Below are 13,648 nucleotides of genomic sequence, written 5' to 3'. Positions count from 1 at the left end.
CGGCGCTGCATGATCGCCCGGTAGCCGAGGGAGAGCGCCGCGACCAGCACGATCAGGGCCAGTTGCGGCTACGGGACGGTCCAGAGCGTCACGTCGGCGCTCATGGGGGTGCCGCCCTCGACCGAGGGGGTCACGGTGACGTTCGCCGACATGGGGCCCAGGGCCCAGACGCCGCCGATCCTGGTCGCCACGGTCCGGCTGTCGCCGGGGAAGATCTCCGCGACGTTGCCCACGCCGGAGGAGAAGGGGTTCCACGGCTGCTCATAAGTGGCCGTCAGGCCGGTGACCGCCACCTGCGCCCGGACCGTGCCGGTGGCGCGCATCATGACGCGGAAGCCGACCCGGCTCTCCACGGCGACCGTGCCGCCGGCGCTGGTGACCGTGGCGGCGACGCCGGCCGGGTGGTCGCCGGGGGCGGCGTCCTTCGGCGCGGTGATGGTGAACGGCACGACCGTGGTCGCGTTGGCCGCGACCTTCACCTCCTTCTGGACGTCGATCCAGGTGCCGCCGTCCGTGGAGGCCTGGTCGGACCGGAGCATGTTGAACCGGCCCTTGTCGGTCAGGTAGCCGTCGGCCGCCTTGAGGGCGAAGACCGCCTCGCCGTCGCTGAAGTTCCGCACCGCCAGGTGCTCGGTCACGGTCTGACGGGGTCGAGGGAGAGCTCGATCCAGCGGCGGCCGTCCGGACCCGCCGCGTTCGCGGGCTGCACCGACCAGGTCAGAGTGGCCGGTTCGGCGTGGGCCGCCGCGGGCGTGAGCGGAACGGTGAAAAGCACCGACCGGGCCGAGGGCGTGCGCGAGACCCTGGAGGAGGCCGGCCTGGCGCAAGCCGGCGAGACGCTCTACGGCGCCTGGTCCCAGCGGTGGGGCCGCCTCGCGGCCGACATGCTGCTGCTGAACGACCCCGCGATCGACGCGGTGTTCTGCGGAAACGACCAGATCGCCGCCGGCTTCGTCGAGGCGTCAGGGAACGCGGCCGGCGGGTGCCCGACGACATCGCGGTCGTCGGCTACGACAACTGGGAGGTGCTGTCGGAGGAGACCCGGCCCACCCTCACCACGATCGACCCCTGACCTGGAGCGCCTCGGCCACACCGCCGCCCAGCACCTGTTCGCCGCCATCGACGGCAGGGCTACACCGGGCGTGAACAGCATGCCGACCCGCCTGGTCATGCGCGACTCCACCGCGCCCGGAATTCCTGACACGCCCTGGCAGGTATCGCGAGGAGGATCGGACGCATGACCACGATCGCGAAACTGATCGCAGTGAACATCGACTGCGCCGAACCGAAGATCCTCGCCGAGTTCTACGCCACGATCTTCGGCTTCGAGGTCCAGCACTCCCAGGACGAGTACAGCGCCATCGGCGACGGCACCACGACCCTCTACTTCCAGCAGGTCCCCGAGCGGGCCCCGGCCCCGTGGCCGGGACCGGGCAAGCAGTTCCACTTCGACGTCCGGGTGCCCGACGTCGCCAAGGCGGTCGAGGAGTATCTCGCCCTGGGTGCCACCAAGCCCGACTTCCAGCCGGGCGGCGACCACTGGACCGTGATCGCCGATCCCGAAGGGCACCTGATCGACGTCTGCCCCGAACGCTAGAGCCGCTCGATGATGGTGACGTTGGCCTGACCGCCGCCCTCACACATCGTCTGCAGGCCGTAGCGGCCGCCGGTGCGCTCTAGCTCGTGCAGGAGCTTGGTCATCAGGATCGCGCCGGTGCCGCCCAGCGGGTGGCCCAGGGCGATCGCGCCGCCGTTCGGGTTGGTCCTGTCGGGGTCGGCGTCGAGCTCCTTCATCCAGGCCATCGGGACCGGCGCGAACGCCTCGTTGATCTCGACCACGTCGATGTCACCGATGCTCAGCCCGGCCCGCTTCAGCGCCTTCTTCGTCGCCGAGATCGGCGCGGTCAGCATGTAGACCGGGTCGTCGCCGGTGAGCGCCAGGGTGACGACGCGGGCCCTGGGCGTCAGGTTGTGGTCGCGTACGGCCTGCTCCGAGGCCACCAGGATCGCGCCGGCGCCGTCGGAGATCTGCGAGGAGGTCGCGGCCGTGATCCGGCCGCCCTCCCGCAGCAGCTTCAGCGAGGCCATCTTCTCGAGCGTCGTGTCGGGGCGCGGGCCCTCGTCGTCCTCGACGCCGTTGACCGGGACGATCTGGTCCTTGAAGTAGCCGTTCGCGACGGCCTTGGCGGCGCGCTGGTGGCTCTCGTAGGCGTAGCGGTCCATGTCCTCGCGGGAGAAGTCCCACTTCTCGGCCATCAGCTCGGCGCCCCGGAACTGGGAGATCTCCTGCATGCCGTAGCGCTCGACCCACTTCTCGCCGAACGGGAACGGCATGCCCTTTTCCAGGGCGGCCGTGATGCTGGACCCCATCGGGACGATCGACATCGACTCGACCCCGGCCGCCACCACCAGGTCCTGCGTACCCGACATGACGCCCTGGGCGGCGAAGTGGATCGACTGCTGCGACGACCCGCACTGCCGGTCGATCGTGACACCCGCCACGCTCTCGGGCAGCCCCGCGCTCAGCCACGCGTTCCGCGCGATGTCCATGGACTGCGGCCCGAACTGCATGACGCAGCCCATGATCACGTCGTCGACGGCGGACGGGTCGACCCCGGTCCGGTCGATGAGCTCCTTCAGCGGATACGCGGCCAGATCGACCGGATGGACGGCCGACAGCCCGCCCTTCTTCCTGCCGACGGGAGTACGAACCGCACCGACGATGTACGCCTCTGCCACGATGGCCTCCACCTGTGTCACGAAACCGAGCAACATTCGGTCGTTACTTCGGAGGCTACAACAGTCGCTTCCTAGACGCTCCTGGGCGGTAGCAGATCGGCGGGCTCGAAGACCTGGAATCCCCAATGGTCGACCACGGGACCGTCAAGGGCGGTACCGAGGGCCAGGGCGACGTTGCCGGGATCGAGCATCCGGGCGTCACCGTCGAGCTCCTCGGTGGCGCTGACGGCGATCCTGACGACCTCGGTGGCATAGGGCATGAGCCCGGCGACGGCGGCGGGGAAACGGTGCACGGGGGTGACGGAGACCCGGAAACCGGCGGCTTCGTAGACGCCGTCGGAGGACCAGCGCGACCTACGCGGGTTGGCGGAGGCGGACTCGGCGCCGCCTTCCTCGACGTCCTCCGAGGCATCACCTTCGGCAGTGTCGCCGGTGTCGTCACCGGTCACGGCTTCACCCACACCGGCTGTGGCTTCGGCGGACTCGCTCTCGGCGGCATCCGGTTTGGCCACGGTTCCTGCCGCTTCGGCGTCGCCCTCCGGCTCGGCGATCGCGATGCCGCTTCCGGATTCGAGTCCGGAAATTTCGGATCCGTCCCCCATGGCGGCGGCGCTCGACTCGGTGTCCGGCACGGTCGGGTCGGCGTCCTCCTCCGTGCCGAGGATCTTCTCTAGCGCAGGGGTCAGCTCCGACTCCTCGACCGCCGGGAGGTAGACCACGTACTCCAGCTCGACGTCCTCGGCCGGGTCGTCGGCCGAGCCCTCGCACAGGCAGTAGCCGCCCAGGCGGTAGGCCAGTCCCGCCGCCAGCAGCTTGTCGTAGTAGTCGACCGGCAGCGGGCGCTCGGCCACCACGCGGTGTGCCCAGAGCTTCTCCTCGCCGTCGAGGCCGAGCTTCTTCTGGAGGTCGGGGGTGAGCTCGACGGCGTCGTGGATGCGGGTCGCGGCGGCCAGCACGTCGGCGCCGTCGAGTTCCGCCTGTGGGTCGGCCAGCCGGACGATCTCCAGGATCGCCTCGGGCTTGGTCTTGGCGGGCACCACGACCGTGGGGCCGGTGCGAAGACGGCCAGGCAGCAGCAGATTGGAGAGAAGACCCATGTGCCCCTCCTTACGTAGAAGTCAGGACGAGGCTAGGCGCGTCCCTGTCATCGTCGCGTAAACGATGACATTGTCTACGTAGTGACGGGTGGTGCGGTTGAATGTTCCGGCACATGTGATCAATCTGAGCTCGGCCATGTCGCTGTCGCCGTAGACCCGCTCGGTCGGGAACGTCGTCTTGTCGGCCTGCTCGATACCGCCGACGGTGAAGATCGCGACGGTGCCGTCCTGCCGTACCACTTCGATGGTGTCGCCGTAGCGCAGCTCGGCCAGCCGGTTGAACACCGCGGGCGAGGTCGCGGTGTCGCGGTGACCCACCAGCGTGGCCGGCCCGGGCGAACCCGGGGTCGGTCCCTTCCGGTACCAGCCGACCAGGTTCGTGTTGGCGAGCGGCGGCGGCTCGATAGCACCGGTCTTGTCGAGCCCTACCGAACGCACCGGCGCGTCGATGTTCAGCCGCTTGACGATCAGGCGCTTGGGCGACGACGGCTGGCTCATGGGCGCGACGGGCGTCAGCGGAGGCAGCGGCGCCGGCGCCTCGGGCACGGCCTGCGGCAACTCGGGACCGCCGCCACGGCCGACCTCGGGGAGCATGCCGTTGGTGACGTTGAATTTGACCCGGTCAGGCTCGCTGTACTCCTCCGGGTTGCCCAGGATGAACACGAGGCCGAGCCCGACCGTCAGGAGACCGGCGACCGCGGCGATGATCAACACCAACCGCACGAGCTGCGTGCCGTTCTTCCCCTCAGGCTCCGGCTGCGGCGCCGGAACCTGCTGGTAGTAGACGTAGCCCTGCTGCGGCTGGTTGGGATCCTGCGGGTAGTAGCCGGTCACCGGCGCCTCATCCCTGCTGCGGCCGTCGCCGGGAGCGCAGCATCAGTCCGCCGACACCGGCCGCGAGCACGATCGCCGAGCCGGTCAGCACGAACACCCGCCCGTCGGGGCCCAGCATGCCGCCGCCACCGGTCGCCACACCGCCGTCGGGCGTCTCGACCTGGTCGTCGTCGGGCACGTCGGCCGTGGCGGTCTCGGTCACCGTCCGGGTGACCCGCGGCGTCGGGGTGTTCGACGCGGACGGCGTGGGGGTCGGCGTCGGCGTGGCGCTCGGCGACTGGCTCGTGCTGGCGGTGCTGACACTCAGGGTCGCGCTCGCCGGCGTGGGGAGCGGGGCCGTGGTCGGCAGGGTGCAGACGAACTTGGCGGTCTCGGTGGTGCCGTTCATCAGCCGGAGCGTGAAGTTCTTGGCCGTCAGGATCAGCTGGGTGGTCCCGGTCGACGGGGTGATCGTGGCCGTCGGGGTCGGCAGCGCGGGCAGTGCGCCGCCGATGGAGATGGGGGCCGCCGGAGCGACGGAGGCCGAGGGCGTCACCGTGGCGATCGCCGCCGCGCCGCCGTTGCCCTTGATCTCGATCTCGGTGAGCACCTGGATCGAGTGGGTGGTCTCAAGCGCCACCGGAGCCGGAGGAAGTGCGGTGCCGCCCAGCGCGACGGTCGCGGTGAACCCGGTGTTAATGGTCCCGGCGGTCACCGAGGAGTTCAGGGCGACGGTCACGTCATAGTCGACATCGGTGCCCGGGGCCCCGTTCAGGTGGGGCTTGCAGATGTAGTTCACCGTCTTCGTGTCGGCGGTGGCGCTGCTGAGCATGGGACCGAGACCAAGAAGAAGACCAGCACTGACCACACCGGCGGCGGCGGCCTTGGTAGCGATGCGTCGCCGTGCCTTGTACTTCAGCACTGACTCTCTCCGTTTCAGATTCGATGACCGTTTCATGGCGGATGGGGAGATCCTAGGGACAAAGCCTGGGAGAAGGCAGAGATAACCCCAACTCTGACGACAATCAGTAAAGATTTCGTCAAGACACCACACGTCTCCTCAGTATCAGCCCTCCCACCATCGCGGCAAGCGTGAGGGTGCCTCCGGCCAGCACGAGCACCCGCCCGTCGGGCCCCAGCGACCCCCCTCCACCGGTCGCCACCCCTCCGTCGGGGGTCTCGACCTGAGCGGTGACGGTCGCCGTCGCGGTCCGGGTGGAGCGGTCGACCGGCGTGGGCGCGGTCACCGTGGCGGTGGCGGTCACGGTGCCCCTGGGGGTCGGCGTGCCGCTGCCGCTCGGAGTGTGGCTCGGGGTCGAACTGGGGGTCGAACTGGGGGTCGTGGACGACGTCGGGGTCGGCGACGCGACGACGGTGATCTTCAGCGCGACCGGGGTCGCGGTGTCGGGGAGCTCGCAGGTGTAGAGCACGGAGTCGGTGGTGGCTCCGGTGGGCCTGACCCGCACCACGAACTCACGGGCGGACACCTCGAACACCCCGGTGGCCTCGGGGGTCACGACCCCGACCAGCGGTGGGATCGGCCAGAGGGTCGCGCCCTGGGTGAGCGCCGCGTTGACCGTCATCGTGGCGGTGGCGGTCGCCCCGGGGTACACCGAGGGATCGTCGTCCGACCCGCTGGGGGTCTGGCTCGGCGACTCGCTGGGGGTCTCGCTCGGCGTCTGACTGGGGGTCTGGCTCGGCGTCGTGCTGGGGGTCTCGCTGGGGGTTTCACTGCCCGAGCCGCTGGGAGTGGTGCTCGGGGTCTGGCTGGGGGTGGCGCTCGGTGTGGGGGTCGAGCCGTCGATGGCCGGGCCGGTGGCGCGCAGCACGCCCTGGGCGCCGACCTGGTCGCCCACGGCCAGCGGGGTCGGCAGGCTCAGCACGGGGCCGCCACTGGCCGTCGGCGTCCCGGGGACGAGGCTCCAGATGACCGACACGGGCGCGCTCGGGGTCGGCTGGTCGGGCCCGCCGAGGAGCACCCGCACCTGGTAGGGCGTCGACGACGTGTCGGCGCCCCGGGCGCACTCGTAGGTCGTCGTGCCGTCGCTGTTCCCGGCCAGCGCGGGGAGGCCGAGTAACAGCAGGGCGGCGGCCGCCCCGGCGCCCGCTCCGCGCACGGCGAAGCGGGCACGAGTCTTCAGCATCCTCATCGCTTGCCCCCGGATACGCCGTCTATCCGCGGACCTCGGTCAGGGTCGCGTAGACGACGATGTTGTCGGTGTAGTGATGGGTCTTGGCATTGTAGGCACCACCACAGGTGATCAACCGAAGGCTTGAGGTGATGGTGTTCCCGTAGACGCGCTTGGTCGGGAAGGCCTTCTTGCTGACCTGCTCGACACCGTCGACGGTGAAGACCGCCAGTTTACCGTCCGCCCGCAGGATGCTGATCTTGTTGCCGCGCTTGATGTCACGGAGCCGGCTGAACACCGCGGCGCCCGAGCGGGTGTTGACGTGCCCGAGGATGACGGCCGGACCCTGGTCGCCCGGGGCAGGGCCGAACCTGTACCAGGCGGTCTCCTTGGGCTTGGCCAGCGACGGGGTCGCGATCTCGCCCTTCTTGGTCACGCCGACCGTGCCGATCTTGGCCCGGTTCACGCCGACGGCCGGAATGCTGATCTTCATCGGACGCGACGACTTGGGCGCGGTCACCTTGGGCGCCGAACTCGCCTTCGCGGCCGGCTTCGGAACCTCGACGTTGAGGCCCACCCCGTTCGCCTGCGCCACGACCTGCGGCGACAGCGTCAGCGGGGCGACCGGCTGGGTGGCCGGCGCGGGCGGCGGCGCCGTCGGGTCGGCCGCGGTCAGCGGGACCCCGGGGCCACCCGGGCCCACAGTCGGCGGGATGACGTAGGAGTTGCCGGCGGCCTGGATGTTGACCTCGTCGGCCGGCTCCTCGACCACCGGGGTCGGCGAGAGCACCATCAGCAGACCGGCCATGATCGCCGCGATGCCGCTGAAGGACCCACCGACCAGCAGCGCCGTGAGGGTGCGCTTGGACATGCCGCCGGGCGGCGGCGCCTGCGCCGGGACCTGGACGACGGGCACGACCTGACCGGCGGCCGTACCGGCGACCGGAACCGCACCCACCGGAACACCGGCACCCGGAGCACCCGCACCGGCGGCAGCCTGAGCCCCAGCAGCCTGTCCGCCGGGCAGAGCGGCACCGGGAACCGCCCCGGGAACCCCAGCGCCCGGAACACCGGCGCCCGGAACCTGGCCCACAGGCACCATCACGACGGGCACCATGCCCGGAGGCACCGACCCGCTCGGGACCATGACCACGCCACCCGGCGCGACCGCGCCGGGCACGTCAGCACCGGAAGCCGGAGCCTCGGCGTCCTGAGCCCCCGAAGATTGAGCGCCCGAAGCCTGCGCCTCGGAAGCCGTCGAGCCGTCGGCGTCGGCCGGGGTCCTGGGCTCGATGGGCATGGCCGGCTTGTCGCCGCTGTCGCCCTTCACGAGCTTGTGCCCGGTCGCCTTCAGCAGCCGGTCGTAGGGGTGCTGCACGATCGCCCCGGGAGAGGCCGGCTTCGGCTGCTCCTCCTCGGGCTCGGGGTCGGGCGTCGGATAGGGGTTGCGCTTGTCCGTCATCACCGCTCCCCGGCGTGGGCCGCGCGCCTGCGCAGCAGCTTGAGTCCGCTGACCATGCCGCCCATCAGCAGCAACGCTCCGACCACCAGCACCGTGACGCCGGGGTTCGACCGTTCGGGCGCCACACCGGTCTGCGCGCCGCCCAGCGGCGTGATGGCCACCTGAGCCACGGTCGGGGTCGAGGTCAGCGTCACGGTCGTGGTCGCCGTGGGGGTCGGGGTGCCCTGCACGATCACCGACACCAGCGGCGTGAAGTTCTCCTGCGGGGTCGGCGGCCTGCTCACGTTGCCGGAGGGGCTCGGCGAACCGCTCGGCGAGGTGGAGGGCGTCGTCGACGGGGTGGTCGACGGCGTGACCGACGGGTCGCCCGAGGGGGTCTGCGACGGGTCGGGCGACGGGGACTGCGAGGTGCCGCCGCCGGTCACCGTCAGCGGGATCAGCGGGAACTTCGGCTCGGGGCTGCAGACCGTGCGGTAGGGGGAGGCGTTCAGGTTGTCGGCCGTGTCGGCGTACACCTTCCAGGCGTCGACGCGGGCGAACTTGTCCTGGGTCTGGTTCTTGATCTTCACGGTGTACTTGCCGTAGGGCAGGTCGGTCGCCGCGGTGAACTTCTCCAGCACCCGGCGCTCGCCGGCCACCTGCCAGTAGGCGTTGTAGCGCTCGGAGGCCTCGTCGGGCGGGTTGCCCTGGTCGGTGACGAGCGTGAACTCGCTCATGTCGTTCTTCTTGTCACCGATGAGGTCGACGCCCGTGCCGACGAAGGTGAAGGTCGCCTCGTCGCCCTCGTCCTTGGCCTCACGGAGGTCCTGCTCGTAGTGCGTCTTGCCGAAGTAGGCCAGCGGGTCGTTGACGTGGTTCCAGCCCGGCCCGTACCAGTGCGAGAAGTCGCCGACCGGCTGGAAGTCGTTGTTCCAGGTCGACTCGACGTCGGCGAGGTCGAGGATGATCGGCCCGACCTCGATCGACCCGGAGCCGGCCCGCTCGGCGGTCGCCAGGCCCGGCGAGACCAGCCCCAGCGACAGCGGCTTGCCCGTTCGCAGGTCGTCGGCCGGGACCAGGCGGGTGCCGGTCGAGTCGATCGCACCCTGGCCGGTCCACACGCCGTGCGCCTTCACGCGGGCGGTGACCGCGAGGTGGGCGCCCCTGTCGTGATTGGGGTTCAGCGGGTCGGGGACCTTCACGCTGCGCTGGGCGTCACCGAGCTGCCAGTTGATGACGAGCTGCTGCCCGACGGTCAGTTCCTTGGACGAAAGGGAGATCGACGCCGCGATCGTCTGGTTGTCGGCCAGCGGGCCGACACACTTGAAGTAGTAGGGACCTTCTGCCGAACCCTGGCTGGTGCCGGGGAAGGCGATCAGTGCGCCAGCAGTGGCAATTCCCACCGCTCCCAGGGCGGCCCACCGCCGACGCATCCGTTCCCACCGCATTGCGCACACTCCGATATCGCGGCATACCAAACCGAAGGTAGATCTTATGGGGTTAAGGAACGTGATTGGTGGGAACGTGGCGCACTTGTGATGCGCTCCCCAGCATGTTCTGAGGAGTAACAGAATCGTATTCTGGTTGTCATGGAGCGAACCCTCTTCGAGGAGGAGCACGAGCTCTTCCGTGACACCGTGCGCGACTTCATGAGCCGCGAAGTCATCCCGAACCACGCGCAGTGGGAGAAGGACGGCATCGTCCCCCGCGAGATCTGGAAGAAGGCCGGCGACCTGGGCATGTTCGCCATGTCGGTCCCCGAGGAACACGGCGGCATCGGGATCACCGACTTCCGGTTCAACGTGGTGGTCATCGAGGAGATCATCCGCGCGGGCGCCAGCGGCCTCGGCTTCGGCCTGCACAACGACGTGATGGCCCCCTACTTCGTCGACCTGACGAACGACGAGCAGAAGGCCCGCTGGTTGCCCGGCTTCGTGAGCGGCGAGCTGATCACCGCCATCGCGATGACCGAACCGGGCGCGGGCAGCGACCTCCAGGGCATCCGCACCACCGCCGAGAAGGACGGTGACGACTACGTCCTGAACGGCCAGAAGACCTTCATCACCAACGGCATCAACTCCGACCTGGTGGTCGTGGTGGCCAAGACCGACCCGGCGGCCGGGGCGCGCGGCACCACGCTGTTCGTGGTCGAGCGCGGCATGCCCGGTTTCCAGCGGGGCCGCAACCTCGACAAGGTCGGCCTCAAGGCGCAGGACACCGCCGAGTTGTTCTTCGAGAACGTCCGGGTCCCGTCCGCCAACCGTCTCGGGCCCGACGACGGCCAGGGCTTCTTCCAGCTCATGGCCAACCTGCCGCAGGAGCGCCTGTCGATCGCGGTGGTCGCGGTCGCCGCCGCCGAGGCCGTGCTGGCCACGACGATCGACTACTGCCGCAACCGCCAGGCGTTCGGCCGGAACCTGGGCGGCTTCCAGAACACCCGGTTCGTGCTGGCCGAGCTGACCACCGAGGTCGAGATCGCCCGCCTGTTCGTCGACACCTGCGTGACCGCGCTCAGCGCGGGGACGCTGACCCCGGTCGACGCCGCCAAGGCCAAGTGGTGGACCACCGAGCTGCAGAACAAGGTCATCGACCGCTGCCTGCAACTGCACGGCGGCTACGGCTACATGACCGAGTACCCGGTGGCCAAGGCCTGGCTCGACGCCCGCGTCCAGACCATCTACGGCGGCACCACCGAGATCATGAAGGAGATCATCGGCAGATCGTTCGGGTTCTGAACCGATCCAAAAGCGGCGGTAAAGCTTCATACTGGGCCCATGGAAATCACCGGGCTGATCCTGCTGGTCTTCCTGGCGTTCCTGGCGGCCTGGCTGCTGAACAAGGTGCGCCGGTTCTTCCGGCTCGGCGCCGTCGCCTACGGCGGCGTAATGATCGTCTTCATCATCACCATGCTGTTGATCTGGGGTCAGACCATCCGATGAAACCCGCGTTCGACCCGGCTCTGCCGCCCGCCGACCGGGCGCTCATGGCCGCCTCCCCCGAATTCCTCCACCCGGTTCCCGGCCGCCCCCGCTGGGGCGGCCGCATCGGCGCCGACGCCTGGGCCGCGCTGCTGTCGGCCTCGTTGTGGGGGTTCCTGCCCGTCGTCATCGGCCGCCTCCACGGCCGGTGGTGGTTCCCGCTCGGCGCGACCCTGCAGGTCGTCCAGCTCATGATCTGGTTCTTTTACGGCTTCGCCCCCGCCTTCACCATGAGCCTCGCGGTCGAGGCGGTGGCATTCCTCGTCCTGCTCGGCCTGTCGGGCGAGTCTCCGGTCGCCAAACTGGCCCGTAAGCACCAGGGCCGCTACATCGCCGACCTCCACCTCCGCGACGCCGAGTTGCTGGAGCGCACCCATAAGGCGGTCGCCGCCGTGCTCGAATCGAGCGTCAACCGGGCCGGCCTGCTCGACGACATCGCCAACACCGTCACCCTCCCCCGCCAGGAATGGGAGATCGCCGAGACCCTCGCCGAGATGACCCGGCTGCGCCGCGAACAGCGGGCGGCCCGCAAGGGCAAGGTCACCGACCGCATCAGAGACATGCTCGACGCCCACCAGAGCGCCATGAAGGTGGCCACCGACTCGCTGACCGAGCGCGTCGAGGCCCTGGAGGACTACGCCCTGCGGGTGATGGCCGCCGACGACGCCTACCAGGAGTGGAAGACCCTCCAGGAACTGGCCGACGACGGCGACGCCTACACCGAACTCCTGGCCCGGACCGTCCGCGACCGCCTGGCCACCGAGGAGATCGACGCCCTGACCGAGAAGGCCGCCAGAGTCGAGGCCGCGCTGCGCGAGAGCGTGCGCGACGCCCGCAAGGCCGGCCTGGTCCTGCTGCCGAAGGCGGGCTGACATGCCCAAGGTCTCTCCCAAGGCCCGCCGCCTCTACGTCCGCGTCCCGGTGTGGGCCAACGCGCTCGGCGGCGTCCTCCTGGTCACCCAGTTGATCACGGGCATCTCCCTGGCCACCGCCTCGACGCGCACGCCGGTCGCTGTCCCCGTACAGCAGCGGGAGACCCCGATCCCCGCGACGCCGGTCCCGGCCGACGTCGAGACCACGCCCGAGCCGACGCCGGAGCCGACCCCGTCGCCCTCCCCCACGCTGGAGGTCGACCGCATCCCCGAAGGCACCGTCGTCCGCCTCAAGAAATACTCCGGCACCCCCTCGCCGGTGATCGGCGAAGTCCGCGACCGCAAGGCCCGCCTTCGCTACGCCGAGCTCGGCGAGCCCTGGAAACCCGCCAAGGGCCAGCCGGAGGGCCTGTTCTCCGACGGCCGCTACTCCACCCGCCAGACCTTCGTCACCGAGGAGTACGGCCCCGACCTGGACAACGAGTGGTTCGCCGACATCGACGCCCAGCGTCTGTGGAGCGACCTCGACGGAGGCGACAGCCCGTACGACGCCGCCGTCGCGATGCTCGACTACAAGCAGGAGAACAACTTCCCCCGCGGCACCAAGGGCAAGGACGTCGCCTCGCAGCGGGTGCCCAACGGCTGGCTGGTGGCCCGCGAGATGCGCATGCCGCCCAGCGAGCTGGGCCGCAAGGCACGGCTGGAACTGGCCGTGGCCGTCGCGGTGGAGACCGGCGCCGACCGCCCGTCGGTCATCTGGATCACCATCCCGGAGACCCACAAGCGCCTGTGGCCCGACGTCTCGACGGTCGTCAGTTCGCTGCGCGTGCTCCGCTGAGGAGCACCCGCGCCACCAGCTCGGGATCGTCGGTCATCGGGACGTGCCCGCAGTCGCGCAGCAGGTGCACCCGCTTCTGCGCCCACCGTCCGGCCCTGACCGCCTGGCGTGTGGGCGTCAGCCGGTCTCTGTCGCCCCAGGCGATGGTGACCGGCACCTTCGGCGGCGCGGGCGGTGGCAGCCAGTAGAACGCGTCGAGCGTCTCGTAGAACCCGGGCGCGTCCTTGAGCGCCTGCCATCCGGCGTGCATGACCTCGTCCGACACCCGTTCGGGATGGGCGACGACCAGCCCCAGGCCCTTGCGGGTGGCCGGCCCGGCCCGCATCAGCTTGAGGACGCTCCGGAGCCAGAGCAGCTCGGTCCGCGACCAGAACCCGGCCGGGGAGATCGCGGTGGCCGTACGGCACACCCCGCGCGAGGCCATGTCGAGGGCGAGGTAGCCGCCGAGGGAGTTGCCCGCGACGTGGGGTTCCTCGATGCCGAGGTCGTGCCAGAAGGCCTCGACGGCGTAGGCCAGCGACTCGGCGGTGGAGATCGTGCCCGGCGGCAGGGGCGGGGAGGCGCCGAACCCGGGGAGGTCGACGGCGATCACGTCGTGGTGCCGGGCGAGCAGGCCGATGACCGGTTGCCAGGCTTGCCAGTGGTGCCCGATCCCGTGCATCAGCACCAGAGGCGGACCGGCTCCCGTGCGGCGGTAGACCAGCTCCATGGCTTCGAGTCAAACACCGAAACCAGGGGAAA

15 protein-coding genes and 1 pseudogene are annotated in these 13,648 nt (G+C 70.1%); 7 read left to right on the top strand and 9 right to left on the bottom strand.

The features are described 5' to 3' along the window. Positions 1 to 68: 68 nt before the first annotated feature. Positions 69 to 638: a hypothetical protein gene (locus GT755_RS41350; protein ID WP_328794518.1), complete on the bottom strand. Its 570-nt coding sequence runs from the start codon at positions 636 to 638 to the stop codon at positions 69 to 71. Between GT755_RS41350 and GT755_RS41345 the strand changes: the two are divergent. The 3 genes and pseudogenes from GT755_RS41345 to GT755_RS27735 all read left to right on the top strand — a co-directional run. After that, positions 627 to 947 (top strand): annotated as a pseudogene (locus GT755_RS41345) (hypothetical protein); the annotation flags it as partial. The gene GT755_RS41350 and the pseudogene GT755_RS41345 sit on opposite strands and share 12 nt — an antisense overlap. Next, on the top strand, positions 863 to 1,072 hold the full coding sequence (locus GT755_RS41340; RefSeq protein ID WP_328794521.1) for a substrate-binding domain-containing protein: 210 nt from the start codon (positions 863 to 865) through the stop codon (positions 1,070 to 1,072). The pseudogene GT755_RS41345 and the gene GT755_RS41340, both read left to right, overlap by 85 nt. Positions 1,073 to 1,237: 165 nt before the next feature. Continuing rightward, positions 1,238 to 1,597, top strand: a complete 360-nt coding sequence (locus tag GT755_RS27735) for a VOC family protein (protein ID WP_161482537.1) — start codon at positions 1,238 to 1,240, stop codon at positions 1,595 to 1,597. Here the strand turns inward: GT755_RS27735 and GT755_RS27730 are convergent. The 7 genes from GT755_RS27730 to GT755_RS38735 form a co-directional block, all read right to left on the bottom strand. Then, a complete protein-coding gene (locus GT755_RS27730) occupies positions 1,594 to 2,739 on the bottom strand; it encodes an acetyl-CoA C-acetyltransferase (RefSeq protein WP_161482679.1) in 1,146 nt (381 codons plus the stop codon). The two genes, GT755_RS27735 and GT755_RS27730, sit on opposite strands and share 4 nt — an antisense overlap. A gap of 71 nt (positions 2,740 to 2,810) precedes the next feature. Further along, entirely contained in the window at positions 2,811 to 3,836 is a 1,026-nt protein-coding gene (locus GT755_RS27725) for a hypothetical protein (RefSeq protein ID WP_161482536.1), read from the bottom strand. A 21-nt stretch (positions 3,837 to 3,857) separates the two neighbouring features. Beyond that, a complete protein-coding gene (locus tag GT755_RS41335; protein WP_161482535.1) occupies positions 3,858 to 4,670 on the bottom strand; it encodes a class F sortase in 813 nt (270 codons plus the stop codon). 7 nt (positions 4,671 to 4,677) lie between these two features. Beyond that, positions 4,678 to 5,481 carry a hypothetical protein gene (locus GT755_RS27715; RefSeq protein ID WP_161482534.1) on the bottom strand — a complete coding sequence of 268 codons (804 nt, stop codon included), beginning with the start codon at positions 5,479 to 5,481 and terminating at the stop codon, positions 4,678 to 4,680. 208 nt (positions 5,482 to 5,689) lie between these two features. Continuing rightward, positions 5,690 to 6,799 (bottom strand): hypothetical protein, encoded by a 1,110-nt coding sequence (locus GT755_RS27710; RefSeq protein ID WP_161482533.1) that lies wholly within the window; start codon positions 6,797 to 6,799, stop codon positions 5,690 to 5,692. Between the two features lie 22 nt (positions 6,800 to 6,821). Next, positions 6,822 to 8,240 carry a class F sortase gene (locus GT755_RS27705; RefSeq protein ID WP_161482532.1) on the bottom strand — a complete coding sequence of 473 codons (1,419 nt, stop codon included), beginning with the start codon at positions 8,238 to 8,240 and terminating at the stop codon, positions 6,822 to 6,824. Then, complete coding sequence (locus tag GT755_RS38735) at positions 8,240 to 9,652, bottom strand: hypothetical protein (RefSeq protein WP_202610568.1); 1,413 nt, start codon at positions 9,650 to 9,652, stop codon at positions 8,240 to 8,242. The genes GT755_RS27705 and GT755_RS38735 overlap by 1 nt, the downstream gene beginning before the upstream one ends. Positions 9,653 to 9,808: 156 nt before the next feature. Between GT755_RS38735 and GT755_RS27700 the strand changes: the two genes are divergently transcribed. The 4 genes from GT755_RS27700 to GT755_RS27690 are packed head-to-tail and all read left to right on the top strand — an operon-like array spanning position 9,809 to position 12,907. Further along, positions 9,809 to 10,954, top strand: coding sequence for an acyl-CoA dehydrogenase family protein (locus tag GT755_RS27700; protein ID WP_161482531.1), 1,146 nt, complete (start codon positions 9,809 to 9,811; stop codon positions 10,952 to 10,954). A gap of 39 nt (positions 10,955 to 10,993) precedes the next feature. Beyond that, complete coding sequence (locus tag GT755_RS38730; RefSeq protein ID WP_197038532.1) at positions 10,994 to 11,158, top strand: hypothetical protein; 165 nt, start codon at positions 10,994 to 10,996, stop codon at positions 11,156 to 11,158. Beyond that, positions 11,155 to 12,069, top strand: coding sequence for a hypothetical protein (locus tag GT755_RS27695; RefSeq protein WP_161482530.1), 915 nt, complete (start codon positions 11,155 to 11,157; stop codon positions 12,067 to 12,069). The genes GT755_RS38730 and GT755_RS27695 overlap by 4 nt, the downstream gene beginning before the upstream one ends. Position 12,070: 1 nt before the next feature. Further along, positions 12,071 to 12,907: a hypothetical protein gene (locus tag GT755_RS27690; protein ID WP_161482529.1), complete on the top strand. Its 837-nt coding sequence runs from the start codon at positions 12,071 to 12,073 to the stop codon at positions 12,905 to 12,907. Here the strand turns inward: GT755_RS27690 and GT755_RS27685 are convergent. Then, entirely contained in the window at positions 12,882 to 13,616 is a 735-nt protein-coding gene (locus GT755_RS27685) for an alpha/beta fold hydrolase (RefSeq protein ID WP_161482528.1), read from the bottom strand. The two genes, GT755_RS27690 and GT755_RS27685, sit on opposite strands and share 26 nt — an antisense overlap. Positions 13,617 to 13,648: the final 32 nt, after the last annotated feature.

The organism is Herbidospora solisilvae, from assembly GCF_009901565.1.
Lineage (GTDB): Bacteria > Actinomycetota > Actinomycetes > Streptosporangiales > Streptosporangiaceae > Herbidospora > Herbidospora solisilvae.
This window is presented reverse-complemented; position numbering and strand designations above follow the sequence as displayed.